A 25,169-nucleotide genomic window follows, 5' to 3' on the forward strand; every position below is an offset into this window, starting at 1 on the left:
GGTCGTCGCCGAAGGAGGAAGCGCGTGCGGGTGTCATCGATGGTCGCCGTCATGCTGGCCGGCCTGGTCGTCCCCGCCGGGGGCGCCGCCGCGGCGCCGGGCGACTACTGGGTCGCCGGAGGAGACCAGACGGGCAGAAGACTGCTGGCCTTCGATCCCGCCGTCACCGACTGGAACAGCTCGGCGGCCGTGAAGTGGTCGTGGGAGCCGAGCGTCACGCCCGGCCGGTTCTCCGGCGACGAGGTGTCGGCGTTCGGGCTCATCGCCGACTTCAAGCTGCGTACGAGGCCGTCCGGGGCGCAGAGCGTCGTCGTCGCGGCCGGAGGCGGCCGGGGCATCGCGGCCATCGTGTCCTATCCGGAGGGGGTCCGCCAGTGGGCACGGATCCTGCCGGGCAACCTGCACGCCGCCGAGCTGCTGCCCGACGGCAACATCGCGGTCGCCGCCTCCACCGGAGGCTATGTCAGGGTGTACGCGTCCTCGCAGGGGCCGAACGCGGCCACGTACGCCGAGTTCGAGCTGACCGACGCGCACGCCGCTCTGTGGGACCCGGCGATCAGGCGGCTGTGGGTCATCGGCCAGGACCCCGCGTCCGGGCAGCACATCCTGACGGCGCTCGCCGTCGAGGGCACCCCCGCCCGGCCGACGCTGCGCGAGGACATCCAGCGCAGGGCCGTCCTGCCGACCGGCGGCGGGCACGACGTGTACGGCCACGCCACCGACCCCGGCAAGCTCTGGCTCACCACGGGCTCGGCCGCCTACCTGTACGACAAGGCCACCAAGACCTTCGACGGAGACCTGCCGGGCGGTGCCAACCGGGCCGCGGTGAAGTCCATCGGCGACCAGCCGTCCGGGCAGATCGTGCAGACCAGGCCCGACGCCGCCAAGACGCCGCCGGGCGCGTGCACCGACAGCACCTGGTGCACCGACACCGTCGACTTCTTCGCGCCCGCCATGACGCGCAGGCGCACCGGCGCGGCCTTCTACAAGGCGCGCGTGTGGAGCCCGTACTACGGCGTCGCCGACCAGAGCCTGCGCGGCACGGTGTGGGAGCGCACCCGTAGTTCCTCGGGCGCCTGGGCTCCCGACGCGACCGAGATCGACGCGAACGGCGGCATCTCCGACGTGGCCGTGGCGGCGTTGCCGGACGGCAGCCTGCACGTGCTCACCCTCGTGCCGGGCAGCGGGGTCTGGGACCGCGGGCGCAGCCCGTCCGGGAAGTGGGACGAGCGGGCCGTCAGGATCGACGACAACGGCTCGATCTCCCGCATCTCGGCGGCGGCCCTGCCGGACGGGACCCTGCACGTGCAGACGCTGGTGCCGGGGGCGGGGGTCTGGGACCGTACGCGGGGCACCGGCGGCGAGTGGGGGAGCTCGGTCAGGATCGACGGCAACGGTTCCGTTTCCGACGTGTCGGCGGCGGCCCTGCCGGACGGCAGCCTGCACGTGCAGACGCTGGTGCCGGGGGCGGGGGTCTGGGACCGCACGCGGGGCGCCGGCGGTCAGTGGGCGAGCTCCGTCGGGATCGACGAGAACGGCGCGGTGCGCGCGCTCTCGGCCGCCGGGCTGCCCGACGGCACGCTCCAGGTGCAGACCGCGGTGCCGGGCGCGGGAGTGTGGAACCGCTCGCGCAGTGCGGGCGGGGCGTGGGCGAGCTCGGTGAAGATCGACGCCAACGGGTCGGTGACCGCCCTGTCGAGCGCCGCTCTGCCGGACGGCGGGCTGGAGGTGCAGACCGTGGTGCCCGGGTCCGGGGTGTGGAACCGGTCCCGCGGCGCGGCCGGGGCCTGGGCCGGCGCGGCGGTGAAGGCCGACGGCGACGCCGGCGTGCTGGACGTCGCGGCCGCGGTGCTCCGCGACGGCACCCTGCACCTCCTCACGCTTCCTGACATTTCTTGATGTCCGGGAGATATGCGGTACGGGCGCCGAAAAAAGGGGAATTTCCCTGATTTCTGTGGTGACGTGCGAGTTTGGCGTCCGTGGACTTCCCTGGTGATCCGCGATTTCATGTCCTCCGTCGATTTCGCTCGACGGCCGGTGAAATTACGGGGGATCATATGGGTCGTTCGCGGAAAACAATGGAAATAACCATCGCGTTCGCGATGGTGGTGAGCGCCGCACCGCCTGCGGCGGCCGGGAGCGCGCCGCCGCAGTCCGTGCGGATCACGCGCTTCCTGGGCGAGCAGCGGGTGCCGCACCTGGTGCAGTTCGCGGGGACCACCGTGGGCGGTCTGTCCGGCATCGACCGCGACCCCCGCACCGACACGTGGTACTTCATCTCCGACGACCGCTGGCGCTACAACCCCGCCCGCTTCTACACCGGGCGGCTCGACATCGACCGCCGGTCGGGGGCGTTCTCCGGAATACGCCTGACGGGGGTCACGACGATGCTCAGGGCCGACGGGACACCGTACCCGGCCTACGGCAGGCAGGGGTCGGCCGATCCGGAGTCCATCAGGTACGACCCGTGGAGCCGGCGGCTGTTCTGGGGCGACGAAGGCGATCGACCGGACACCCGGAATCCGGATATTCCGGTGTCGTCCCCGGCGGTGCGCTCGATGGACCACCGCGGCCGCCACACGAGCGCTCTGCCCCTGCCGGACAACCTGCGGCTCACGACCGCCGAGACCGGGCCGCGGCGCAATCTCGGGTTCGAGGGCCTGGCCGTGTCCAGGCGTACGATCACCGCCGTGACCGAGGGCCCGCGCTACGAGGACGGGCAGCCGCCGACGGCCGAACGCGGCGCGCCCGCGCGGCTGACCGTGTGGAGCCGCCAGGGCACTCCGAAAGGCCAGTACGTCTACCCGCTCGACCCGCTGCCCGCCGCGCCCGTCCCGCCCACGGGGCAGTCGGACACCGGCGTGTCCGAGCTGCTGGCCATCGACGAGTCCCGCTACCTGGCGCTGGAGCGTTCCTGGGTCGAGGGCACCGGCTACCGCGCGAAGCTCTACGAGATCGACCTGCGCGACGCCACCGACGTGCTGGAGACGGACGCACTGGCGAGCGGGAGCCCGTACCGCGCGGTGACCAAGCGCCTGGTCTTCGACCTCGGCACCTTCCGGCCCCCGGTACAGAACTGGGAGAGCCTGGCCTGGGGGCCACGCCTGGCCGGCGGCGAGTGCACGCTCGTGATCGGCTCCGATGACAACTTCGACGAGCGCGAGTCGACCAACGTCCTGGTGTTCGGCGCGACGGGCTGCCGCTGAATGACTCCCCGCTCCGGGGTAGCTGTGCGGGACAGGGACAGGCCGGACGGGAGGGCGGCGATGAGCGGACCGATCGTGGTCGGGATCGACGGGACGGACCGGGCCTGGACCGCGCTGACGTGGGCCGCGGACGACGCCGCGCGGCGCGGGCGGCCGCTGCGGATCGTGCACGTACGCGAGCCGTGGCAGCCGGAGCGGCCGCTGGCCGGCACGCGCCTGACACTGAGCGAGCGCTGCGAGGCGCTGCTGTCGGACGCCGTCGAGAGGGTACACGCCATCGCGCCCGAGGTGGAGACGACGGCCGTGCTGATCACCGGCGCGGTGGTCGAGCGGCTGCGGACCGAGGGCGCCGACGCCGACAGCCTGGTGCTGGGCAGCAGGGGACGCGGCGCGATCGCCGGCCTGATGCTGGGCTCCACCGGGTTCGCGCTGGCCGGGCACGTAGGCTGCCCCGCGGTCATCGTGCACGAGCCGCCCGGGCCGGAACGCGGCGAGGTCGTGGTGGGGTACGACGGGTCCGCCGACGCCGACGCGGCCATGGCGTACGCGCTGGAGCAGGCGAACGCGCGCAGAGCGCGGGTCCGGGTCGTGTACGGCCGCCAGGTGTCCGTGCTGGCGCCCCACCCCGTGGGGTACGGGCCGCTGCCGGGGGCCGGGTTCGGCCAGGAACTGGAGGCGGCGATGGAGCCGTGGCGGGAGATGTACCCGGACGTGCCGATCGAGGACTCCTTCGTCGACCGGCACCCGGTTCCCGCGCTGGTACGCGCGTCCAGCGGCGCCGACCTGGCGGTGGTCGGGTCGCGCGGGCTGAGCCGGCTCACCGCGACGGTGCTCGGCACGGTGAGCCACGGCGTGCTCCAGCGGGCCCACTGCCCGGTCGCCGTGGTACGCGCCCCGTGAGGTGCGGTCACACGCCGTGGATGCGGCGGCCCGTGATCTGCCGCGGGGAGATGCGGACGTAGAGGAGCCGCTCGCCGCCCGCCCACGGGGTGACGCCGGAGCCTGCCGCGTCCGCCACCTCCTCGGCCGGCACGTGATGGGCGGGCCCCTGCACCAGGACGCTCCAGCCCTCGCGGTTGACCTCGTCGATCCGGTCGATCTCGAAGGCGATCATGATGTCGACCCCCTTCACCCCGCTGCGCAGGTCGTCGTCCATGGCGCCGCCGGCCGCGGTGCGGAAGACGATGTCGCCGTTGTGCAGCTTGTAGTTGACGGGCAGCACCGTCGGCCCGTGCGAGCCGTTGAAGGCCACCCGCCCGATCCCGCCGGACTCGATCAGCCGCAGGCACTCCTCCCGGTCCAGCACCTCCAGGGTGGGATGGGCCATGGCGGGGCCGCGTCCGGGCGGACGGTCCCGGCCGCCGCCGAGCAGCTCCTCGACCGTGGTCTGCAGGGCGTCCGCCAGGCGGTAGAGGGCGCCGGTGTCGGGCGTGTCGGCGTTCTCTTCCAGATATTTCACGTAACCGGGCGACATGTCGGCTTTGTCGGCGACCTGCTCCCGGGTCAAGCCGAGACGTTCGCGGTGGTGAATGATGCGGCGCCCGAAATCGCCGGTACCAGTCATGATCACATCTCCTCGCGTATAGGTGCGGCGCACGGTGCCGTTGATGCGCGCCTCGCGATGGTCGGCGTCGACGAAGAGCTGGCGCCCGTGGTAGCGCAGCGGCATGCACACCAGGCCGAGCCGGTCGGGCACCAGCGGATCCAGCCGCAGCCGCCCGCCCCGTTCGAGCTCCAGGCCCAGGTAACAGCTCTGCAGCAGGTCGAGCGTGCCGCCCATGGCTCCCAGGTGGATGCCCTCCGGGGTGGTGCCGCCCTGCACGTCACTGACGTCGCCGGTGAGGGCCTCGATGAAGAACTCCCAGGACCGCTCCCGGCTGCGGCGGGCCAGGATCCAGGCGTGCACGACGGCGCTGAGCGTGGAGCCGTGGCTGGTGCGCCGCAGGTAGTAGGAGATCGTCCTGGAGATCAGGCCGGGGTCGGGCGCGTAGCCGAGCCGCTCCAGGATGGCGGTCAGCTGCGCGTCGCCCAGCAGGTAGCAGAGCATGAGCGTGTCGGCCTGCTTGGAGGCCTGGTAGCGGTTGACGTCGTCGCCCTCGGCCTCCAGCGCCCGGTCCAGGCGGCGCACGCCGCGATAGCGCTCCCAGTCGAGCTCCAGCAGGTCGCCGTACCCCGTGAACTGGCTGATGACGCCGTGGTGGAAGTCGACCCGCATGCGGCGGCTGACGTCGTCCCAGAGGGCCAGCTCGGCGGCCGGCGGCGCCAGCTGCGGCGCCAGCACGGCGGTCTCGCGGGCGAGCGTCATCAGCCACACGGTCATGACGTTGGTGTAGGCGTTGTTGGCCAGGCCGGGTTCGTCGGAGCCCGGGTAGGCGTCGTGATACTCGTCGGGGCCCATGACGCCGCGGATCTCGTAGCGGCCGTCGCGGAACTCGGCCAGCGAGGCGAAGAACCTGGCGATGTCGAGCACCAGCTCCGCGCACCACGGCGGCATCGAGCCGGTGGCCAGGTAGTGGTGCCACACGTTGTAGGCGATGGCCAGGCCGACGTGGCGCTGGAGGTGGGAGTTGTCCGGCAGCCAGCGACCGGAGACGGGATTGAGGTGCAGCCTCTGCGTCTCCTCGCGCCCGTCGCTGCCGCTCTGCCACGGGAACATCGCGCCTTCGTACCCGGCCTCCGCGGCCGCGTCCCTGGCCTCGGGCAGGCGCCGCCAGCGGTAGCGCAGCAGGCCGAGCGAGATCTCGGGAAAACGCAGGTTCAGCCACGGCTCCACGAACAACTCGTCCCAGAACACGTGCCCCCGGTACGCCTCGCCGTGCAGACCCCTGGCGGGCACCCCGGCGTCGAGGTCGGCGGTGTGCGGGGAGAGCGTCTGGAGCAGGTGGAAGACGTACAGGTGGACGAGCTGCGACAGCTCAGGGCCGTCCACGTCGAGCCGGGCGCGCCGCCACAGGCACTCCCACGCCGACGCGTGGCGGGCCAGCAGCTCGTCGAAGCGCGGCGCGCGGCGTACGTGGCGCAGGGCCGACGAGCGCGGGTCGTGGCCGGCGGGGTCGCGCGAGCTCGTCAGCGCCACGATCTTCGTGATCCGGGCCGGCTCGCCCTCGGCCAGGTCGAGCACGTGGTCGGAGGTGATGTGGTCGCCGCCCAGCGTGGGCCGCGCGGGCGGCGTGTCCCCGTCGATCCTGGAGGCCAGCGCCACCATGACGTGCGCGTTGCGCGTGGTCGCCGTCAGCCAGGCCATGCCGTTGTCCGCGCCCGTCTCGTGCCCGGTGAGATGGTCGCCGCGCAGGTCGCGGTAGCGGGCCACGCCGCAGTTCGTCACCCGGCCCTCCAGCGTGCAGCGCACCCGCACCGGCCCTGACCAGTTCTCCGCGGTGAACGTGGTCTCCAGCGCGGCCAGCATGGGGTCGGCCATGGACACCAGGCGGCGCTGGCGTACGTGCGTGACCCGGCCCGCGCCGTCGCGCCAGCGCAGCTCCCGCGTCAGCACGCCGTGCCGCAGGTCCAGCTCGTGCCGGTAACGCAGCAGGCCGGCCTCCTCAGGCCGGAACCAGCCGGACTCCGGCGTGGCGAACGTCAGCGGCAGCCAGTCGGGCAGGTTGACGATGTCCTCGTTCGTCACCGTACGGCCGGCCACCACCGAGTCGAGCCGGTCGTAGCAGCCCGCCAGGTACGTGCCCGGGGTGCGCGGCCGCCCGTCCGGGGTGGCCCCCCGCGTCGCGAACCGGCCGTTGCCGAGCGTGCACAGCGCCTCGCGCAGCCCCTCGCCGGCGGGATCGAACCCCTCGTAGACGAGTGTCCAGGCGTTCATCGCCGCCCCACGGGCACCCGCCCGGTCACGCTCGCGTCGGCCAGGTCGGCCACCACCGCGTCGGCTCCGGCCGCGCGCATCGCCGCCTCCTGCGAGCCGCTCCTGTCCACCGCGACGATCAGCCCGAACCCGCCCCTGCGGCCGGCCTCGACCCCGGGCAACGCGTCCTCCACGATCGCCACCTCGGCCGCGGACACCTGCAGGCGGCGGGCCGCCTCCAGGAACAGCGCGGGATCCGGCTTGCCCGGCAGCCCCAGCCCGGCCGCGTCGTTGCCGTCGACCACCACGTCGAACAGGTGCAGCAGGCCCGCGGACGCCACCACCGCGCGGCAGTGCCTGCTGGCCGAGACCACCGCCGTACGGGCACCGCGGCGCCGCAGGTCGTGCAGCAGCGCGACGGTCGAAGGGAACGCGGCCACACCGTGCCTGTCGATCTGCTCCTGGAACAACGCGTCCTTGGCCAGCCCGAGCCCGTGCACGGTCGGCGCCCCCGGCTCGTCGCGCGGGCCGCCTTCCGGCAGCGAGACGCCGCGCGAGGCCAGGAACGTCCGCACCCCGTCGAGCCGCGGCCGGCCGTCCACGTACGCCAGGTAGTCGGCGCGGATGTCGAACGGCGCCGCCCCCCGGCCCCGCAGGAAGGCGTCGAACACGTGCTTCCACGCGGCCGCGTGCACCCGGGCCGTGTCGGTGACCACCCCGTCGGTGTCGAAGACCACCGCGCGGAGTCTGCTCAGGTCGAAGGTGGACATGTCAGGACGCTACCCGCGTACGGGCCGGCCAGCCCTGACCGTACGACCCGGCTTCCACCCGGGACGGGACGGCCGGGACGGCGAGCGCGCGGGCTTCCCGCGGTCCCGGACCATCGGAGGTACGTTGGGTTCGCCACGGTGAGCTCTGTCGCAGGAGGTCCGCATGAAGGTGTTCCGCGTGCTGCCCCTGCTGGCGGCGCTCGCCGTCGCCGGCTGCGGCGGCGGGACGGACCCGGAGGCGAGCACCGCGCCGCCCTCGGCCGCGCCCACCGGCCCGCCCAGCCCGTCCGGCTCTCCCTCGACGACCCCGGACGCCGGCACGCCAGCGCCGGGCGAGTCGCTCATCGCCGGGCGGTACCAGCCGCTGTGGCCGTTCTCCACCCAGGAGGAGGCGGCGCGCTGGCGGGACGCCCAGGGCGCGGACGGAGACCAGGCATGGCACCTCGACGCCGCCCGCACCGCGCTCGCCTTCACCCGCGACTACCTCGGCTTCACCGAGATCGACCGGGCCGTCAGGACCGAGCAGGAAGGCGTGCACGCGCGCGTGCACGTCGGCTACCGCAGCCAGGAGGGCGACCGGCCGGCGGTCGCGGCCGTCGTGCACCTCATGCGGTACGGGCCGGGCGAGGACGCCCCGTGGGAGGTCGTCGGCACCGACGACACCTCGTTCACGCTGACGAAGCCGGCGTACGGCGCCGCCGTGAGCTCGCCGCTCACCGTGGGAGGGCGCATCTCGGGCGTGGACGAGAGCATCACCGTCCACGTGCGCCGGCCGGGCTCGGACGCCCCGCTGGGCGAGCGGTGCTGCGTGCCCGCCGGCGGCCGGAAGGCAGCCTGGTCGGCCACGGTCGACTTCACGGCCCGGCCGGGGAAGACCCTCACCGTCGTGGCCTCCACGGGCGGTCACGTGGCGACGGTCGAACGCTTCGCGGTGACGGGCGTCACCGTCACGTCGTGAACGGCATCGGCAGGCCGGTGAGAGCGTCTCGAGGCCCTGCCGCCGGGGGTGCCGGCGGCGCGAACCTGGCTCAGCCGACCGGCGACGCCCGCAGCTTCGCGCGATATGCGCGGTTCACCGCCATCAGCTCGTCGAGCGCGTCGCGGGTGCGGACGAGGTCGGCGATGTGCGCGGAGAGCCGGTCGCGTTCTTGCGCCATCCGTTCCAGGGCGGCGTCGGAGGTGTCCTCGCTGGGCGAATCGACGCACGGGAGCACTTCGGCGATCGTGCGGCTGGACAGGCCCGCCGCGTACAGGCGCTGGATGAGCGTGACCCGTCCGACCACGTCGTCCGTGTAGTGCCGTTGCCCGCTCGCGCTGCGGGCGCTGATGAGCAGCCCCTGCTCCTCGTAGTAGCGCAACGACCGGACGCTGACTCCCGTGCGTGACGCGAGCTCACCGATGCGCACGTCGTCCTCCCCGTATGATCTCGGCACAGGCTTGCCTCTGACATCCATGTGAGCGTTCAGCCTACTCGCCGTACCGCGATCGCCCGGCCTCGGCGGATACCATGAATGACCGTTCGTTGACCAGCGGAGGCACCATGGGCAGGCCCCGGACGACCAGCGACGAGGCGATCCTCCAAGCCGCCGCCCGCGCGATCGGCCGGCACGGGCCGCAGAGCCTCACCCTGGCCGCGGTCGCGCAGGAGGCCGGGCTGTCCCCGGCCACCCTCGTGCAGCGGTTCGGCTCCAAACGCGGCCTGCTCCTCGCGGTGGCCGGGCAGGCCAAGGAGAGCGTGGCGCAGCCGTTCCTGCGGGCCAGGCAGGAGCACGGGTCGCCGCTGGAGGCGCTGCGGGCCGCCGTGGCAGGCCTGTCGGAGGGCGTGGCCACCCCCGAAGCGCTGGCCAACAGCCTCGGCTTCCTGCAACTCGACCTGACCGACACCGGGTTCCGCGCGCACGCCGCCGAGCACGCCCGTCGTACGCGCGACGAGATGGCCGCGCTGCTGGCCGAGGCGGTGGCGGCGGGGGAGCTCGCTGGCGAGACGGACGTCGCGCGGCTGGCCCACGCGGTGCAGGTGACCTACAACGGCGTGCTCATCCTCTGGGCGCTGACCGGCGAGGGCGCCCTCGCCGACGCGATGCGCGACGCCCTCGACGAGACGCTGCGCCCCTACAGGAACGTCTGACCCGTCGCGGGACGCCGATTCGGTATACCGAAAATTGGCCCGCGCCGGTTGAGGGCCCTGTGGGCGCTGATAGAAGGGAGGCGAACCCGATCTTCCAGCGTGGGAGCGTTCCCACCGGTAGCTGAAGAGAGAACCCTCGTGCACCACCGGCACCACAGGCTCCCGGCGCTCTTAGCCGGCGCCGCACTCGTCCTCGCCCTCGGCGCGAGCCCCGGCCACGCCGCCCCTCCCGGCCAGACCATCACCGCGGTCCCCGCAACGGCCGGCCAGGTCGCCGCCGAAGCCGGCGCGCCGCTGACCATCACGCTCATCACCGGCGACGTCGTCACGTACACGCCGGTCAAGGACGGCGTACCCAAGATCTCCATCCAGGAGGCCCCGCGCCCCGACGGCACGCCCGTCACCTTCGCGACCCTCCCGGCCGGGAACGGCGGCCGGCTGGTCCTTCCGTCCGACGCCGCGCCGCTGGTCTCGTCCGGAACCCTGGACGAGACGCTGTTCGACGTCGTCACGCTGGCCCGAGAAGGGCGTACCGACCGCATCCCGCTGCTGGTCACCTACCGGGGCGAGCCCACCGCGTCCGCGCTGCCCGCGACCGCGAGAGCCCTGGCCGGCGCCACGGACGTGCGCCCGCTGCCCAGCGTCGACGGGGCCGCGCTCACCGTGAAGCCGGCCGACGCGGGCCGGTTCTGGAACGGCTTCCTCGGCGAGCGGCCCGCGCTCGAGAGGACGGCCGGCGGCATCGCCAAAGTCTGGCTGGACCGGCAGGTCACCGCGTCGCTCGACAAGAGCGTGCCGCTCATCGGCGCGCCCGCCGGCTGGGAGAAGGGCTTCGACGGCACCGGGACCAAGGTCGCCGTGCTCGACACGGGCATCGACGCCGAGCACCCCGACCTCGCCGGGAAGATCGCCGCCAGCGAGAACTTCACCACGTCACCGGACATCACCGACAAGAAGGGCCACGGCACCCACGTCGCCTCCACCATCGCCGGCTCCGGCAGCGCGTCGGGAGGGACGTACAAGGGCGTCGCGCCCGGCGCCTCCCTGCTGATCGGCAAGGTGCTCGGCGACAACGGCAGAGGCGACTGGTCGTGGGCCATCGCCGGCATGGAATGGGCCGCCGAGCAGGGCGCCGACGTGGTCAACCTGAGCCTGGGCAGCTGCTGCGGCGGCGGCACCGACCCGATGAGCCAGGCCGTCGACGAGCTCACCAGGAAACACGGCACGCTGTTCGTCGCCGCCGCCGGCAACGCCGGGGACACGCTCGCGGTGGACACCCCCGCCGCCGCCGGCGAGGCCGTCGCCGTCGGCTCGGTGGACAAGGACACCGGCACGTCGCTGAGCGGCTTCTCCAGCAGGGGACCCCGGTTGCACGACGCGGCCGTCAAGCCGAACATCGTCGCCCCCGGCGACGGCATCGTGGCCGCCCTCTCCTCCGCCTCGTCCGGCGAACCGTACCCGGGCAACGAGCGTTACACCACCGGCTCGGGCACCTCCATGGCCACCCCGCACGTGGCCGGCGCCGCGGCGATCCTGGCCCAGCAGCACCCCGGCTGGGACGCCGGCGAGCTGCGCGACGCGCTGACCTCCACCGCCGCGCGCGACGGCGGCCACAGCTGGTTCGAGCAGGGCAGCGGCCGCGTCGACGTGGCCCGCGCGGTCACCCAGCAGGTGTTCGCGACCTGGGCCGTCGACTTCCGCGTGCTCGCCGGCGAGCCCGTCACGCGGCAGGTCACGTACCGCAACACCGGGAGCGAGGACGTCACCCTGGCCGTCGCGCCCGCGACCCGCGGCTGGAGCGGCAGGCCCGCGCCCGAAGGGGCGGTGAGCCTCAGCGCCGGGAGCGTCACCGTGCCCGCGAACGGCTCCGCCACCGTCGACGTCACCGTCGATCCCGCCAAGGGGGAGATCGGCGCGTACGGCGGCTGGATCACCGCGAGCGGCGGCGGCGCCGAACTGGTCACGCCGTTCAGCTACTACACCGGCCTGCCCACCCACCAGCTGACCGTCTCGCTGATCAACTCCTACGGCGTCAAGGAGTTCGGCAGCGGACGCGAGGGCACCGAGCCGCTCGTCTACTACATCCCGACGAAACGGAAGGTCAGCCCCGAGGACCCGTTCCACCCGGCCGGTTACTACACCGCCCGCACCGACGCCCGGGGCGACCGGCAGGTGCCGCTGCCCGCGGGCGAGTACGAGGTCGTCACGGTGATCAACGACGCGACGACCGCGAACCGGAGCAGCATGGTCATCGCAACCGTCACGCTCGACGGCGACAGGACCGTCACCCTGGACGCCCGTGACACCGCGCCGATCCGGCCGGTCACCGGGGAGAAGACCGAAGGCGACGGAAGGGCCTGGTACGTCCGCACGTTCACCGACCGCGACAACCCCGTCGCCGTGTACGCGGGCACCGGCCCCGGCCAGGACCTCTACGTCACGCCCGTCGGCAGGGTCCAAGCCGGCGAGATGCGGCTCTCCCACGGGTGGCGGCTCGACCCCGCCGCGCTGGCCTCCGCGACCGCGGGCCGGCTCCGGCTCGACCCCGTCTACGACGTCGCCGACACGCACGCCGCCCTGACCGGGGACCGCACCCTTCCCGTCGTGTCCGTGGGACAGGGCAGGGAGGCGGACTTCCAGGACGTCGACGTGGCGGGCAAGCTGGTCCTGGCCGGAGTGCCGGTCGGGGACGCCTCGTACCGGGACGCGGCCGGCGCGATGGACCAGGCCGCCAGGCTCGCCGCCGAGCGCGGCGCCGCCGGCTTCGCCGGCTACCTCGACGTCGACGGAGGCAGGGCCAGGGCGCCCTACTCCACCAGGACGTTCCTGGGGCTGGGGCTGAGCGCCGAACAGGGCCGCGCGCTGCGCGCCGCCGTGGACGGGCGGCCGGTCTCCATGCGCCTGGTGCCGGACGACGGGGGACCGGTGTACCGCCTGCGCTACGACGAGCGCGACCGGATCCCCAGCAAGGCCCCGAAGGTGGACACCCGGGACCTCGTGCGCATCGACGCCCAGTACCACGCCGACCAGCCGGGCACCGCCGGCCGGGAGTTCGGGTCGTCCACCACGGGCGAGGAGCCTGGCGAGATCACGTACGGGCAGCCGCTCACCATGCCGCTGGCCCGCACCGAGTACTTCGGCCCGGTCGACGACAAGGTCACCTGGAGCCGCGAGATCAGCAACCAGAGCCTGCGCCTGCACTCCAGCGACCGCTTCACCCGGCACGACCGCCGGCAGAGCGAGCACTGGTTCAAGGCGCCCCTGGCGCCGGGCGCCGCCGAGCAGCCCAAGGGTTACCCGGCCGGCGTGCCGTGCGTGATGTGCCGCGACGGTGACCGGTTCGTGCCGCTCGACCGGTGGTCGGACTCCGACCCGCGCCACCTCACCGACCTGAGCACGGCCGAGGTCAAGTCCGCGCCACGGTTGTTCGCGGGCGACCGGGAGATCCCGGTGCAGGGGCGCGCGCCCCGCTCGTTCACCGTCCCCGAGGGGAGCGCGGCGTACCGGCTGGAGAGCGTCGACACCACCAAACGGACACTGTCGCCGCAGGTGAGCACCGAGTGGTCGTTCGCCTCCTCGCCGCCGTCCGGCACGCCTGACGGGCAGACCTGCTCGTACGGGCCGTCGTGCGCCGTCCAGCCGGCGATCCTGCTCAGCTACGACCTCCCGCTCGACCTGCTGAACCGGGCGCGGGCCGGCCTGCCGTTCACGTTCGAGATCGGGGCGGGCCCGCACGGATCGGTCCCGAAGCAGCACGCGGTCAAGCGGCTCAAGGCCGAGTACTCGGTCGACGACGGCGCCACCTGGCTGCCGGCGCTCACCGGGAAGCGGGGCCAGGACCGCTACCAGGCGCTCGTGGTGCATCCGCCGCTCCGCGCCACCAGCGGGTACGTCTCGCTGCGGGTCACCGCGTCGAACGAGGCCGGAGCCACGGTCACGCAGACCATCGAGCGGGCGTACGCGCTGAAGTGAGCCTCGGACCGCGCGGGAGCTGAGCCGGGTCGGATCGAGGCGGGGCCGGCGCCCCGCCTCGAACGGACCGGGTCAGACCGAGGCGAGGCCGGCGCCGACCAGGACGCGCAGGTGTTCCAGCAGGTCTTCTGTCGTGGCGGCGAGCGGCTGGACACAGACGTGGTCGGCGCCCGCGTCGAGGTGGTCGCGCACCCTCTCGATGATCGCCTCCGGGTCGCCCCAGGCCACGATGGCGTCGACCAGCGCGTCGCTGCCGCCATCGGTGACGTCGTCCTCACTCCAGCCCAGGTCGAGCAGGTTGTTCACGTAGTTCGGCAGGCCGAGGTAGAGCGACATGAAGCGGCGGGCGGTCTGCCGCGCGCGTGCCGGATCGCTGTCCAGCACGACCGTCTGCTCCGGCGCGAGCACGGGATCGGGGCCGAGGACGGCACGGGCGCGCGTGGTGTGCTCCACGGGGACGAAGTAGGGGTGCGCCCCCTGCGTGCGCTGGGCGGACAGCTCCAGCATCCGGGGGCGGAGCGCGGCCAGCAGCCGCGGCGCCGGCGCGGGCAGCGGGCCGCCGTATTTCGCCGCGTCCATGGCGTCGAGGTAGTCGCGCATCGCCGACACCGGCCTGCTGTAGTCATGGCCGCGCATCTCCACGGCGGGCGCGTGGCTCACGCCCAGGCCGAGCACGAACCGTCCGCCGTACGCCTCGGCGAGCGCGCTCGCGCCGTTCGCCGCGGCGGTGGCGTCGCGGGCCCAGATGCTGGCGATCCCGGTGGCGATCATCATGCTCCGGGTCGCGTCGAGCAGCAGCCCCGCATGGACCAGCGACTCCTTGCCCGCCGGGGTCTCACCGAACCACAGCGTGCCGAAGCCCAGGCTCTCGATCTCGCCCGCCGCGTCCCGCTCGACCGCGGCGGACTCGCCGGTCAGCGTGGCGTTCCAGACGCCCACCCGCCCCATGCGCCGCTTCAGCGCCGCCACGTCGATGCTCGCCTCCGGCATCGCAGTCACCACCTCAGTCACCAGTCACCCAGGCCACCACGATATGTGGCGTAACGTCGGCGTAGCGCAAGGCCCGCCTCATGACTCGCCGTCGTCTTCGCCACGCGCCCGGCACGCGCTCGTGATGCGCCGGCCTCGTGGCGCGCCCCCTTCGTGGCGCGCCACCTCCGGCACGCGCCGCTTCTGTCACATACCGCCCCCGCCGCAGCCGCCTCCGCCGCAGCCACCGCCTCCGCCGTCCCCGCTGCCGCCGCTGCTGCCGCCGCCGCTGAAGTCGCCTCCGCCGTAGCCTCCGCTGTCCCCGCCTCCGCCGTGGCCGCCGCCCGAGTGCGACCCCGAGCGGTCGGAGCCGAACAGGCTGCCGAAGTCGAAGAAGCCGCCACCGCACGACCCGCCACCGCACGACCCTCCGCCGGAGCCGATGGCGGCGTTGTGGACCGGGATGCTCCTCCTTCCGTACGACCCGCAGTGCCCTGGAGCGCAGCACGCGGCGCGCGATCGGGTCCTGGCCCGGGTGTCGCGGCGCAGCGTGTCGGCGAGCCGCCGGTCGGGCAGCTTCGTCAACCCGTACAACGCCACCTCGCTGATGTCGTCGGAACTCTGCCACGTGCCGTCCGCGAGGGCCCGGACGTCCGCCCGCTCCAGCGCCGCCCGTCCGGCCTTGGTGAGCGGGTCGGCCAGCCGCCGGCGGAGCAGGAACGAGCAGCCGAGCCCGGCCACGGCGGCCACGACCGCGATGGCGACCGCGCCCACGGGCCCGTGCAGAGCCGTCCCCACCGCGGCCGCGAGCCCCGCCAGCGCCGCGAGGACGACCAGCAGGCTGGTACGCCGCCGCGCCCTCACCCGGACGGCCGGCGGCATCAGGTAGCCCCGCCGCAGCAGGGGCGTGGACAACCATCGCATCGCTTCCGCGTTGCCGACGCCGTGGCGCACCTCGGCAGCGGTGGATCCACCCACCTCGCCCTTGACCTGCCGGTAGACCGCTCGCTCGATCCGGACCCGCTTGCTCGGCCGGAAGCCCTGCACCGCCGTGACGACCCCCTCGCTGGACACCCGCACCCCACTCTGGGCGACCAGCGAGACCAGCGCCGTGTTGATCACCCGGCGCGGCCCGCCCGCGAGATAGGCCGCCTGGTAGAGGTCGAGTGGAGAGCCTGTGGCGGCCGCCGTCCGGGATCGGGCGGCGTACAACGCCAGGTGTGTACGTGCCGCGGCGAGGGCGATGAGTGCGACCAGCGAGATGGCGATCGCGTAGGAAACCCCGTCCATGTGTCTCCCCTTGAGCAGAGAAATGATGAAACGCAGGCGGCCCCCTGTGCTTGAGAGACGTTCCCCGTCGGGCCGGCGGTTCCCCGGCGGATGAGCAGAACGAGCAGAAGTGCCGCGAGCGGGGGCCGCGATCCGGTGATCACCGTGCGGCGCCGGCCCGGCCGCGACCCGTCTCGGCGTGGAACGCGGGGCTTGCGCGCGGCATGCGCCCATGTCGGGTTTAACCAGGAAATATCCTGATACAGCGGGGTTCGGGCGGGCAGGGACCTATGAGGGACCCATGCCTCTGCCGGATGGCGCCACCCGGAGAGTGCCGTCAGGGGGTGTTCGTGATGCGCGACTCGGTGATGCGACAAGTGCGGAGATACCGGTTCGACCGCAACCCGCTGCGCCGCCGATCCGACCGCCTGGAAAGTCTCGCGCTGCTGGTCGCCGTGCTGCTGGTGCTGCTCAGCGTGTGGCCCGCGGTGACGGCCGGGCGGCAGGCGTACCAGAGCGCGGCGAGCGCGGGCGCCGGCGGGCGGTTGCAGGTGGACGCGACGCTGCTGGCGGACGTGCCCGTCAGCCCGACGTCGCTGGGCTCGGTGCCCAGGGGCGGCCCGGTCGAGGCGCGGTGGCGGATGCCCTCCGGGCAGGAGCACACCGGTCAGGTACGCGCGCCCGCCCTGGCCAAGGCGGGCACGACGGTGCGGATCTGGGTCGACGAGACCGGCCGGCCGGCGCTCCCGCCGCCGACCGCGGTGGAGATCCACGTCGCGGGCGTGGTGACGGGGATGCTCGTCATGCTGGCCGCGGTGGCGGCGGTGCTGACGGCCCTGGCGGGCTTCCGGTGGCTGGTGAACCGCGGCCGGTACCGCGCGTGGGAGGACGCCTGGTCCCTGGTCGACGAACGGCGGCGCCGCCGCTCATAGGCGCATCCCCCATCGTCCAAGGTGATATCGCCCGTGACGGATGATTTCGCACGGTCGGTGCGCATGGTGATATTTCCTGCTATGGCCGTCGGGTGCCGACACGCCCGGCAGCGCGCAACCCCCGTAACCGGCGCGAGTGTGGTCGACGCCCGCCGACATGCACGGAGGGTGTCACGTCGATGACTTACAGTTTCCCCGTCATTCAGTCATCGCCTGTTCAGGGGGACAGATGAGATCACGGACCATCCCGATCACGACGGCCGCCGCCCTGGCCATGGCCGGCCTCATGGTGCCGGTGGCCGCCGCGTCGGGGGCCGGTCGGGCCGCTGCGCCCGCGGCGGGGCCGGCGGACACGCGCCCGCGGTGGCCGCACGGCGCGGACAAGTCGCCGGAGATGGACGCCCACGAGTCGAGCGACTTCTGGACGCCCGCCCGCATGGCGGCCGCGCTCGGCGCGCCCCTGCCGGAGACCGAGCTGACGCCGTACCACGGCGAGGGCGCGGCGCGGGTCACCGGCATCCCGTCGTCCCAGCGGCTGACGCCCGGCGGTGACAGCAACGGCTACGGCAAGGTCCGGCGCCCCTACAGCAAGCTCCCGCACACCCGCGCGGCCGGCCGGCTGTTCTTCGTCGACGCCCACGACAAGCTCAGGTCCTGCACCGGGGCCGTGGTGCGCTCGCGCGACGAGTCGCTGATCGTCACCGCCGCGCAGTGCGTGTACGGCGAGCCCGGCGACCACCACGAAGGGGGATACCGCCAGGATCCGCGGCACCACGGCTGGCATCGTTACCTGCTGTTCGTGCCCGCCTACGACGGGCGGAAGGAGCGGGAGCCGTACAGCCGCTGGGGGGCGGTGCGCGCGTGGAAGCCGAGCGCCTACACCGGCCACGAGGGCGGGGGCGCCAACTCGCCGTACGACGTCGCGCTCGTGGAGGTCGAGAACATCTACACCGACCAGACGTTGCAGGACCGGGTGGGCGGCTACACCGTGCTGCGCAACCAGGGAGGCTATTTCAAGGTCAACACGATCGGCTACCCGGCCGTGCACAAGAACCGCGCCTACCAGGGCAAGGACCAGATGTGGTGCGAGGGCCGCACCCGCCCGGCCCGCCCCTACGAGCCGCGCCATAACGACGTGCGGTTCGGCGGGCTGACCACCCACAACTGCCAGCTGGTCGACGGCGACAACGGCGGTCCGTGGATGTTGCGCGCCCCGGGCAGCGGCCTCGTCGGCGTGACCTCCACGGGCCGGTCGCACAACGGCGACAACGGCAGCACCACCGCCACGGCGCTGGGCATCGACTCGTACGGCGCCATCGTCAAGGCGGCCGACCCGGAGGGGGTCTACGACCAGCTGTCGATCAGCGCGGACGTGGCGGACGGGACGATCGAGCAGGGCGAGAGCACCATAGCCACACTGACGGTCGCCATGAACGGCCTGAGCGGTGCGGCGGACGTGCCCGTCAGCGTCAGGCTGCCGCGCGGGTTCCGCCTGGTGCCCGACTCCGAGTCCGACTGCGAGGGGACGCGCGGCGAGGTGACCTGCACGATCGACACCATCTACCCGGGGCAGACGGTGGAGCTCAACCTGCGGATCGCGGCCGACGACGTCGCCCCCGGCAGGTACCGGTTCCGTGCGGCCGTCGAGCGCACCCACCTCAACCCGGACCCGCGCGGCACCGTCGCGTACTTCAGGATCCACGTCGTTCGCTGATCGTAGGGCAACGCCGCCTCCCGGCGGCCGAGAGACCGGCCCGCCCTCATTTGGGGGCGGGCTTGGCTCTGACGTGCATGCGCTCGCCCTGCGGGCCGAACAGCGCCAGCACCTCGGCGGGCTCGGAGTCGGGGTTGGCGAAGGCGTGCGGCGTGCGCGTGTCGAACTCGGCCGCCTCGCCCGGGGTGAGGATCACGTCGTGCCGCCCGAGCAGCAGGCGCAGCCGCCCCGACAGGACGTACAGCCACTCGTAACCCTCATGGACCTGCTGCTCCAGCTCGCAGCCCGGCCAGTGCGGCGGGTAGATCTGCTTGAACGCCTGCAACCCGCCCGGCCGGCGGGTCAGCGGGATGTACGTCCTGCCTCCCCTGAGCTTGACCGGCCGCATGTGCACCCGCGGGTCGCCGGTGACGGGCGCGTCGATCAGCTCGTCGAGCTGCACCTGGTGGGCCGTGGCCAGCAGGAGCAGCAACTCCAGTGTCGGCTTGCGCTGCCCGGCCTCCAGGCGCGACAGCGTGCTGACGGAGACGCCCGTGCTCGTGGACAACTGCGCCAGCGTCACGCCGCGCTCCTGCCGCAACGCCCGCAGCCGCGGCCCCACCGCCTGCAGCACTTCGTCGAGTTCCATGGATCCAGCTTGCCATTTCGGCAATGATATTTGTCAAACCCGCGCCTCGTCGCGGACAGTGGCCGCACCACACGGACAAGAGGAGCGGCAATGGAAACGAGATATGACGTGATCGTCGTCGGCGGCGGCGCCGCCGGGCTGAGCGGCGCGCTCACGCTGGCCAGGGCGCGGCGCAGGGTGCTGGTGATCGACGCGGGGGAGCCGCGCAACGCGCCCGCCGATGGTGTGCACGTCTACCTGGGGCGCGAGGGCGTGCCGCCGCACGAGCTGCTGGCGGCGGGCCGCGAGGAGGTGACCGGGTACGGAGGCGAGATCGTCACGGGCACGGTCGAGACCGCCGAGCGTGCCGGCAAGGGGTTCCGGCTCGTGCTCGCCGACGGGTCGCAGGTCGAGGCCGCCCGGCTGCTGGTGACCACCGGGCTGGTCGATGAGCTGCCCGACGTGCCGGGGCTGGCCGAGCGGTGGGGCCGCGACGTGCTGCACTGCCCGTACTGCCACGGCTGGGAGGTACGCGACCAGCCGATCGGCGTCGTGGCCACCGGCCCGCTCGCCGTGCACCAGGCCCTGCTGTGGCGGCAGTGGAGCGACGACGTGACCCTCTTCCGCCACACCGCGCCCGAGTTCGGCGAGGAGGAGGTCGAGCAGCTCGTCGCCAGGGACGTCACGGTGGTGGAAGGACGTGTCACCGGGCTGCAGCTGACCGGCGGGCGGCTCAGCGGCGTGCGGGTGAACGGCACGGTCGTGCCGCGCCGGGCCCTCGCCGTCGCCACCCGGCTGACCGCGCGCTCCGGCCTGCTCGCCGGGCTGGGGCTGGAGACGGCCGAGCAGGAGATGGCCGGGCACGTGGTCGGCACCTACGTCCCCGCCGATCCGGCGGGTGCGACCAGCGTGCCCGGCGTGTGGGTGGCGGGGAACGTGACGAACCTGGTCGAGCAGGTCATCGGCGCGGCGGCGGCGGGCGTGCGCGCGGGCGCGGCCATCAACGCCGACCTGATCGCCGAGGAGACCCGCCGGGCCGTCGCCCTCCGCCGGGCGCACGCGGGCGGCCAGATCTCCCCGGAGGAGTTCTGGGACGCCTTCTACACCGAGCGCCCGCAGATCTGGAGCGGGCGGCCCAACGTCATGCTCGTGCGCGAGGCCACCGACCTGGAGCCGGGCCGGGCGCTCGACCTGGGATGCGGCGAGGGCGCCGACGCGATCTGGCTCGCGGAGCGGGGCTGGCGGGTGACCGCCACCGACATCTCCCGCGTCGCGCTCGACCGGGCCGCCGAGCACGCCAAGGCCGCGGAGGTGGCCGACCGCATCGACTGGCAGCGGCACGACCTGGGCAGCACGTTCCCCGACGGGCACTACGACCTGGTCTCCGCCTCGTTCCTGCACTCGAAGAGCGAGCTGCCGCGCGAGAAGATCCTGCGCTCCGCGGCGGCGGCCGTCGCGCCCGGCGGGGTGCTGCTCGTCCTCGGGCACGGCGGCTGGCCGAGCTGGGAGCACGACCCGATGCCCGGCGTGCACTTCCCGACGACCCAGGACGTGCTCGACGCGCTCGACCTGCCGGAGGGGGAGTGGGAGGTGCTGCGCAGCGAGGAGTACGAGCGCAGCCAGCACGACCCCGAGGGCCGGCCGGGCACCCGCACCGACAACGTGCTGAAGATCCGCCGCCTCCCCTAGGGTCGTCGTTGACGGGGCCGCTGAGCCCTGATCTTCTGATCACGCGGCCCCGTCCCCCGCGGCCGTTCCGTGCGGAGGGGGTGTCCCATGCGACGGTTGTCCCGTGTCATGGTCGCGCTGGTCCTGACGGTCGTCGCGCTCGTGGCGCCGGCGCTCCCGGCTCACGCGGGCGCGTGCGCGTGCGCGTGCGCGGCGAGCCTGCTCCACCCCGACGGTGCCCCAACGCCTGAGGGGGCCCCGCTGTCCCGGAGCGCCGACGCCCGGCGCCCGGACGGCCCTCGCGGCGACAGCGCCGGATGGGGACTCGGCGTCGCCCGTTCTAGCGGCCGTGGGTGGTGAACCACGTCGCGATCTGGACCCGGGACGAGAGGGACAGCTTGGTCAAGATGTGCTCGACGTGCCCTTCGGCGGTGCGCGGCGCGATGACCAGCCTGGCGGCGATCTCCTTGTTGCTCAGTCCCTGGGCGACCAGCTCGGCCACCTCCTGCTCGCGGGGAGTGAGGACGGAGGGCTGCGGGCGTTCGGCCGAGGAGCTGCGGTCGATGTCGAGCGCGTAGTCGACGGCCTGGTCGGGGGACAGGCCGGCGCCCCGCTGGAAGGCGCTCATGTACGCGCCGCCGCCCATGGCGCCGCGCACCCGCGTCTGGCAGATGTTGTGGAAGTCGGTGAAAGGCCGCAGCCCGGGCGTCGCCGTGCCGACCGCCCTCCACGCCGTGCCGGCGGCGCCGAACAGGGTGGCCGCCCGCTCCTCCTGGCCGTTCGCCGCCCCGATCCAGGCCAGCACCTCCAGGCTCTCGGCGACGCCCCACCGGTCGTCGTGGCGGCGCATGACGTCGAGCCCCTTCTTGACCAGCGCCGCCGCCTGGTCCTGCGCCCCCTGGAACCAGTGCGCCAGGCCCGCCACCCACAGCGCGTTGGACCTGGACAGGTAGGCGCTGCGGCCCTCGCACATCGCCAGGCACTCGGCCGCCGAGGACGCGGCCTGGTCACTGTCGCCCAGCGCCGAGTGGACGATGACCAGGTGGAACAGTGCCATCCACACGCCCGCCTGATCGCCGTCGGCCAAGTAGCGCTCGCGCGCCTCCAGCAGCAGCGCGAGCGCCTCGCGGTGCTCGCCCCTCAGGTGGGCGGCCAGCCCTGAGAAATGGGCGGCACTCATCAGCGCGGCCGGATGGTCCAGCCGCAGCGCGAGGTCGCGGCACTCGCTGAGCAAGGGCATGGCCGCGTCCAGGTCGCCCTGCCTGAGCGCGAACCAGGCGGCCACCCACAGCGCGTCGGCGCGGACCGGAGTGGCCTCGGGGGCCGACTCCAGGGCCCGGGACAGCAGGCGGCGGCCCTCGCCGAACGAACCCGCGGCGAAGAGCCAGTAATGCCACAGCGAGCTGACGATCTCCAGCGCCGCGTGCGCCTCGCCGGGCTCGTCGAGGCTGAACTCCAGCGCCGTCCTGATGCCGTCCTTCTCGTGCTGGAGCCTGGTGACCCACTCCGCCTGGTCGGGGCCGAACCACTCGTGCCGTGCCCGCCGCGCCAGGCTCAGATAGTGGTCGCGGTGCCTCCGGCGCAGCACCGGCTCCTCGCCGGAGTCCGCCAGGATGCCATGGCCGTACTCCCTGATGGCGTCGAGGAAGCGGTAGCGGGCGCGCCCGGCGCGCTCGGCGCGCGTCAGGATCGACTTGTCCAGCAGCCCGACGAGCAGGTCGAACACCTCGTCGGCGGCGATCCCGTCGCCGGAGCAGACCTGCTCAGCGGCTTCCAGGCCGAACTCGCCGGGAAACACCGACAACCGGGCCCACAGGGTGCGTTCGGCGGGATCGCACAGGTCGTAGCTCCAGTCGATCGCCGCGCGCAGCGTCCGGTGCCGGGGGACGGCGGCCTGCCGGCGGTCCGCCAGCAGCCGGAACCGGTCGTGCATCCGATCGAGGATCTGGGCCACGGGCAGCACCCGCAGCCGCGCCGCGGCGAGCTCGATGGCCAGCGGAACGCCGTCCAGCCGCCGGCACAGCTCGGCCACCGGCTCGCTGTCGTCCCCGAGGGCGAAGTCCGGCTGGACGGCCGCCGCCCGCTCGGCGAACAGGGTCACCGCCTCGTTGGTGGCCGGGGACTTCCCGCGCTCGGGCAGGGCGAGCGGCGGCACCGTGAACACGCACTCGCCCTCCACGCCGAGGGCCTCGCGGCTGGTCGCGAGGATCCGTAGCTCGGGGGCCGCGCCCAGCAGCTTGCCGGCCAGTACGGCAACCGCCAGGGGGATGTGCTCGCAGTTGTCCAGCACCAGGAGCAGCTGCCTGGACTCCAGCAATTCCGCCAGACCGGAGTCGGGCCGTCGCGGCGATTCGTCGCGGAATCCCAGGGCGTCGACGACGGCGGGCGCGAGTGACTCGCCGTCGGTCAGGGGGGCGACGTCGACCAGCCACACACCGTCACGGAACGCCCGGCGCGCGTCGGCCGCGATGCGCAGCGCGAGCCTCGTCTTGCCCACACCGCCGGCGCCGGTCAGCGTCAGCATGCGGGTCTGGGTCATGAGCCGCCGGGCCCGGGCGAGCTCGTGGCGGCGGCCGACAAAGCTGGTCAGTTCGCGCGGAAGGTTGCCGCCGCGCCGTTTCGTGACCATGTCTTACAGTAACGTGCGAGGTCAAGCGGGCTTCGGCCGCCCGGAGCCCGAGCTTCGACGCCTAGGAATCTACATTGTAAAGGCGCCGGGTTCGGCGCCGTACGCGGTGCCCTTGCCGGAAAGCCGCACCGGCGGCGCGGCGGCCGGCACGAAGGCCGACTGCCCGGGGTGCAACGTGAGGCCGTCGCCGAGGCGGCTCTCGCCGTCGAGGCAGAGCACGATCCGCGGCACGCCGCCGGGCAGGGTGTGGACGGCCTGGCCGGTCAGGTCGTAGCGGGTGAGCGCGAACTCGGGGGCGGGCGGCCGGTAGCGGTGCTCGCCGGCGGTGTCGCACCCGGGAGGGACGACGTGCGGGGCGGCCGGCGTGAAGTCGACGACGCGCATGAGCTCGGGGATGTCGACGTGCTTGGTGGTGAGGCCGCAGCGCAGCACGTTGTCGGAGTTGGCCATGATCTCCACGCCGATGCCGCCGAGGTAGGCGTGGGGCACCCCGGCGCCGAGGTAGAGCGCCTGGCCGGGGAGCAGGTCGACGTGGTGGAGGAGGAGGGCGGCCACGATGCCGGGGTCGCCGGGGCACGCGCGGGCGATGCCGGCGTAGGGGGCGAGGTCGTCGCCGCCGGTGCCGGGCCCGGTGTCGGGCTCGGCGTCAGGCCCGGCGTCAGGCCCGGTGTCGGGCCAGATGTCCAGCAGGGCGCGCTCGACCTGGGCGCGCAGCGGCCGGGACGCGTCGTCGAGCATCTCGGCGAACACCGTGCGCAGGGCGGTGTCCGGCTCGCCGGAGCGGAGCGTGTCGGTCCAGGGCCGCAGGTCCGGCAGGCGCAGGCGGTCGAGCAGGTCGGCGGTGGCGGCCGGGTCGCGGAACCCGCACAGGCCGTGGAAGGGGGTGATGGCGCAGACCATCTCGGGCTTGTGCGAGGCGTCCTTGTAGGTGCGGGTGGCGTCGTCGAGGGGGACGCCGCGGGCGTTCTCGTCGGCGAAGCCGGCTTCGGCCTGCGCGGTGGTGGGGTGGACCTGGAGGGAGAGCGGCCGCTCGATGGCGAGGACCTTCAGCAGGTAGGGGAGCGCGGGCCCGAACCGGGTGGTGGAGCGCTCGCCGAGGGTGGCGGCGGGGTCGCGGGCGATGAGGTCGTTGAGGGGGATGCCGTCGACGGTCGAGGGGGCGCCGGGGTGGGCGCCCATCCAGAGTTCGGCCTGCGGCCGGCCGGTGGGTTCCGTCCCGAACAGCTCGGGCAGGGCGGTGACCGAGCCCCAGTCGTAGGGGCGGATGGTGGTGGCCAGGCGCATGGGGGCGCCGGTCGGTGGCAGGTCGGTCTGTGGCACGGCGTCGGCTCCAATCGTCGTCCATGGAGCGTAGAACGCGACCGGCGGGCGTGAGCACTCAGGTGCCGTGTTGCGGCCCGGAACTCCTACGGCTCAGGCAAGCCGCCTCGTCCTTTCGTCGCGACGCTGTCACGACGTCGATGCTGCGTGGTGGGTCGCGGTGACCCCGGCTCTGCCGGGGCCCTAATGCGG

Annotated in this window: 17 protein-coding genes; 9 read left to right on the forward strand and 8 right to left on the reverse strand. The window is 73.5% G+C overall.

Annotated elements, in window-relative coordinates:
* The first annotated feature begins 24 nt into the window (after positions 1 to 24).
* The 3 genes from ABGA98_RS40125 to ABGA98_RS40135 all read left to right on the forward strand — a co-directional run bounded on the left by ABGA98_RS40125 (position 25) and on the right by ABGA98_RS40135 (position 4,106).
* Positions 25 to 1,899, forward strand: a complete 1,875-nt coding sequence (locus ABGA98_RS40125) for a DUF6528 family protein (RefSeq protein WP_347623705.1) — start codon at positions 25 to 27, stop codon at positions 1,897 to 1,899.
* Between the two features lie 179 nt (positions 1,900 to 2,078).
* Positions 2,079 to 3,206: an esterase-like activity of phytase family protein gene (locus ABGA98_RS40130; protein WP_347623706.1), complete on the forward strand. Its 1,128-nt coding sequence runs from the start codon at positions 2,079 to 2,081 to the stop codon at positions 3,204 to 3,206.
* Positions 3,207 to 3,266: 60 nt separating this feature from the next.
* Positions 3,267 to 4,106: a universal stress protein gene (locus tag ABGA98_RS40135; protein ID WP_347623707.1), complete on the forward strand. Its 840-nt coding sequence runs from the start codon at positions 3,267 to 3,269 to the stop codon at positions 4,104 to 4,106.
* Positions 4,107 to 4,113: 7 nt separating this feature from the next.
* Here ABGA98_RS40135 and ABGA98_RS40140 read toward each other — a convergent pair whose 3' ends face one another.
* Both ABGA98_RS40140 and ABGA98_RS40145 read right to left on the reverse strand, forming a co-directional pair.
* Entirely contained in the window at positions 4,114 to 7,020 is a 2,907-nt protein-coding gene (locus ABGA98_RS40140; RefSeq protein WP_347623708.1) for a pyridoxamine 5'-phosphate oxidase family protein, read from the reverse strand.
* On the reverse strand, positions 7,017 to 7,769 hold the full coding sequence (locus tag ABGA98_RS40145; RefSeq protein ID WP_347623709.1) for an HAD-IA family hydrolase: 753 nt from the start codon (positions 7,767 to 7,769) through the stop codon (positions 7,017 to 7,019). The genes ABGA98_RS40140 and ABGA98_RS40145 overlap by 4 nt, the downstream gene beginning before the upstream one ends.
* 163 nt (positions 7,770 to 7,932) lie before the next feature.
* Between ABGA98_RS40145 and ABGA98_RS40150 the strand changes: the two genes are divergently transcribed.
* A complete protein-coding gene (locus ABGA98_RS40150) occupies positions 7,933 to 8,727 on the forward strand; it encodes a hypothetical protein (protein WP_347623710.1) in 795 nt (264 codons plus the stop codon).
* A gap of 70 nt (positions 8,728 to 8,797) precedes the next feature.
* Here ABGA98_RS40150 and ABGA98_RS40155 read toward each other — a convergent pair whose 3' ends face one another.
* Positions 8,798 to 9,175 (reverse strand): MerR family transcriptional regulator, encoded by a 378-nt coding sequence (locus ABGA98_RS40155; protein ID WP_347623711.1) that lies wholly within the window; start codon positions 9,173 to 9,175, stop codon positions 8,798 to 8,800.
* A gap of 134 nt (positions 9,176 to 9,309) precedes the next feature.
* On the opposite strand from ABGA98_RS40155, the gene ABGA98_RS40160 reads away from it, so the two are divergent.
* Entirely contained in the window at positions 9,310 to 9,897 is a 588-nt protein-coding gene (locus ABGA98_RS40160) for a helix-turn-helix domain-containing protein (protein ID WP_347623712.1), read from the forward strand.
* A gap of 138 nt (positions 9,898 to 10,035) precedes the next feature.
* A complete protein-coding gene (locus ABGA98_RS40165) occupies positions 10,036 to 13,869 on the forward strand; it encodes a S8 family serine peptidase (protein WP_347623713.1) in 3,834 nt (1,277 codons plus the stop codon).
* 72 nt (positions 13,870 to 13,941) lie between these two features.
* Here ABGA98_RS40165 and ABGA98_RS40170 read toward each other — a convergent pair whose 3' ends face one another.
* Both ABGA98_RS40170 and ABGA98_RS40175 read right to left on the reverse strand, forming a co-directional pair.
* Positions 13,942 to 14,859, reverse strand: coding sequence for a TIGR03620 family F420-dependent LLM class oxidoreductase (locus ABGA98_RS40170; RefSeq protein ID WP_347623714.1), 918 nt, complete (start codon positions 14,857 to 14,859; stop codon positions 13,942 to 13,944).
* Positions 14,860 to 15,045: 186 nt separating this feature from the next.
* Positions 15,046 to 16,128 carry a TIGR04222 domain-containing membrane protein gene (locus ABGA98_RS40175; protein WP_347623715.1) on the reverse strand — a complete coding sequence of 361 codons (1,083 nt, stop codon included), beginning with the start codon at positions 16,126 to 16,128 and terminating at the stop codon, positions 15,046 to 15,048.
* A 332-nt stretch (positions 16,129 to 16,460) separates the two neighbouring features.
* Between ABGA98_RS40175 and ABGA98_RS40180 the strand changes: the two genes are divergently transcribed.
* Together ABGA98_RS40180 and ABGA98_RS40185 are read left to right on the forward strand one after the other, a co-directional pair.
* Positions 16,461 to 17,039, forward strand: a complete 579-nt coding sequence (locus ABGA98_RS40180) for a hypothetical protein (protein WP_347623716.1) — start codon at positions 16,461 to 16,463, stop codon at positions 17,037 to 17,039.
* Between the two features lie 229 nt (positions 17,040 to 17,268).
* Positions 17,269 to 18,753 (forward strand): hypothetical protein, encoded by a 1,485-nt coding sequence (locus ABGA98_RS40185; RefSeq protein WP_347623717.1) that lies wholly within the window; start codon positions 17,269 to 17,271, stop codon positions 18,751 to 18,753.
* A gap of 46 nt (positions 18,754 to 18,799) precedes the next feature.
* Here ABGA98_RS40185 and ABGA98_RS40190 read toward each other — a convergent pair whose 3' ends face one another.
* Positions 18,800 to 19,381 carry a helix-turn-helix transcriptional regulator gene (locus ABGA98_RS40190; protein ID WP_347623718.1) on the reverse strand — a complete coding sequence of 194 codons (582 nt, stop codon included), beginning with the start codon at positions 19,379 to 19,381 and terminating at the stop codon, positions 18,800 to 18,802.
* A 90-nt stretch (positions 19,382 to 19,471) separates the two neighbouring features.
* On the opposite strand from ABGA98_RS40190, the gene ABGA98_RS40195 reads away from it, so the two are divergent.
* A complete protein-coding gene (locus ABGA98_RS40195; protein WP_347623719.1) occupies positions 19,472 to 21,049 on the forward strand; it encodes an FAD-dependent oxidoreductase in 1,578 nt (525 codons plus the stop codon).
* Positions 21,050 to 21,368: 319 nt separating this feature from the next.
* Here the strand turns inward: ABGA98_RS40195 and ABGA98_RS40200 are convergent, their stop codons facing one another.
* On the reverse strand, positions 21,369 to 23,657 hold the full coding sequence (locus tag ABGA98_RS40200; RefSeq protein WP_347623720.1) for a LuxR C-terminal-related transcriptional regulator: 2,289 nt from the start codon (positions 23,655 to 23,657) through the stop codon (positions 21,369 to 21,371).
* A 69-nt stretch (positions 23,658 to 23,726) separates the two neighbouring features.
* The gene (gene manA, locus ABGA98_RS40205; protein ID WP_347623721.1) at positions 23,727 to 24,977 is read right to left on the reverse strand and encodes a mannose-6-phosphate isomerase, class I; all 1,251 of its coding nucleotides are present in this window, start codon (positions 24,975 to 24,977) and stop codon (positions 23,727 to 23,729) included.
* Positions 24,978 to 25,169 lie beyond the last annotated feature (192 nt).

Source organism: Nonomuraea sp. B1E8 (assembly GCF_039871515.1).
In the GTDB taxonomy this organism is placed as follows: Bacteria; Actinomycetota; Actinomycetes; order Streptosporangiales; family Streptosporangiaceae; genus Nonomuraea.

Excerpts from the sequence above, each read along its gene's own strand:
- ABGA98_RS40200 (WP_347623720.1), bottom strand. The coding sequence starts at position 23,657 with ATGGTCACGAAACGGCGCGGCGGCAACCTTCCGCGCGAACTGACCAGC.
- ABGA98_RS40140 (WP_347623708.1), bottom strand. The coding sequence starts at position 7,020 with ATGAACGCCTGGACACTCGTCTACGAGGGGTTCGATCCCGCCGGCGAG.
- ABGA98_RS40150 (WP_347623710.1), top strand. The coding sequence starts at position 7,933 with ATGAAGGTGTTCCGCGTGCTGCCCCTGCTGGCGGCGCTCGCCGTCGCC.
- ABGA98_RS40175 (WP_347623715.1), bottom strand. The coding sequence starts at position 16,128 with ATGGACGGGGTTTCCTACGCGATCGCCATCTCGCTGGTCGCACTCATC.
- ABGA98_RS40135 (WP_347623707.1), top strand. The coding sequence starts at position 3,267 with ATGAGCGGACCGATCGTGGTCGGGATCGACGGGACGGACCGGGCCTGG.
- ABGA98_RS40190 (WP_347623718.1), bottom strand. The coding sequence starts at position 19,381 with ATGGAACTCGACGAAGTGCTGCAGGCGGTGGGGCCGCGGCTGCGGGCG.
- ABGA98_RS40185 (WP_347623717.1), top strand. The coding sequence starts at position 17,269 with ATGAGATCACGGACCATCCCGATCACGACGGCCGCCGCCCTGGCCATG.
- ABGA98_RS40160 (WP_347623712.1), top strand. The coding sequence starts at position 9,310 with ATGGGCAGGCCCCGGACGACCAGCGACGAGGCGATCCTCCAAGCCGCC.
- ABGA98_RS40130 (WP_347623706.1), top strand. The coding sequence starts at position 2,079 with ATGGAAATAACCATCGCGTTCGCGATGGTGGTGAGCGCCGCACCGCCT.
- ABGA98_RS40180 (WP_347623716.1), top strand. The coding sequence starts at position 16,461 with ATGCGCGACTCGGTGATGCGACAAGTGCGGAGATACCGGTTCGACCGC.
- ABGA98_RS40170 (WP_347623714.1), bottom strand. The coding sequence starts at position 14,859 with ATGCCGGAGGCGAGCATCGACGTGGCGGCGCTGAAGCGGCGCATGGGG.
- ABGA98_RS40195 (WP_347623719.1), top strand. The coding sequence starts at position 19,472 with ATGGAAACGAGATATGACGTGATCGTCGTCGGCGGCGGCGCCGCCGGG.
- ABGA98_RS40145 (WP_347623709.1), bottom strand. The coding sequence starts at position 7,769 with ATGTCCACCTTCGACCTGAGCAGACTCCGCGCGGTGGTCTTCGACACC.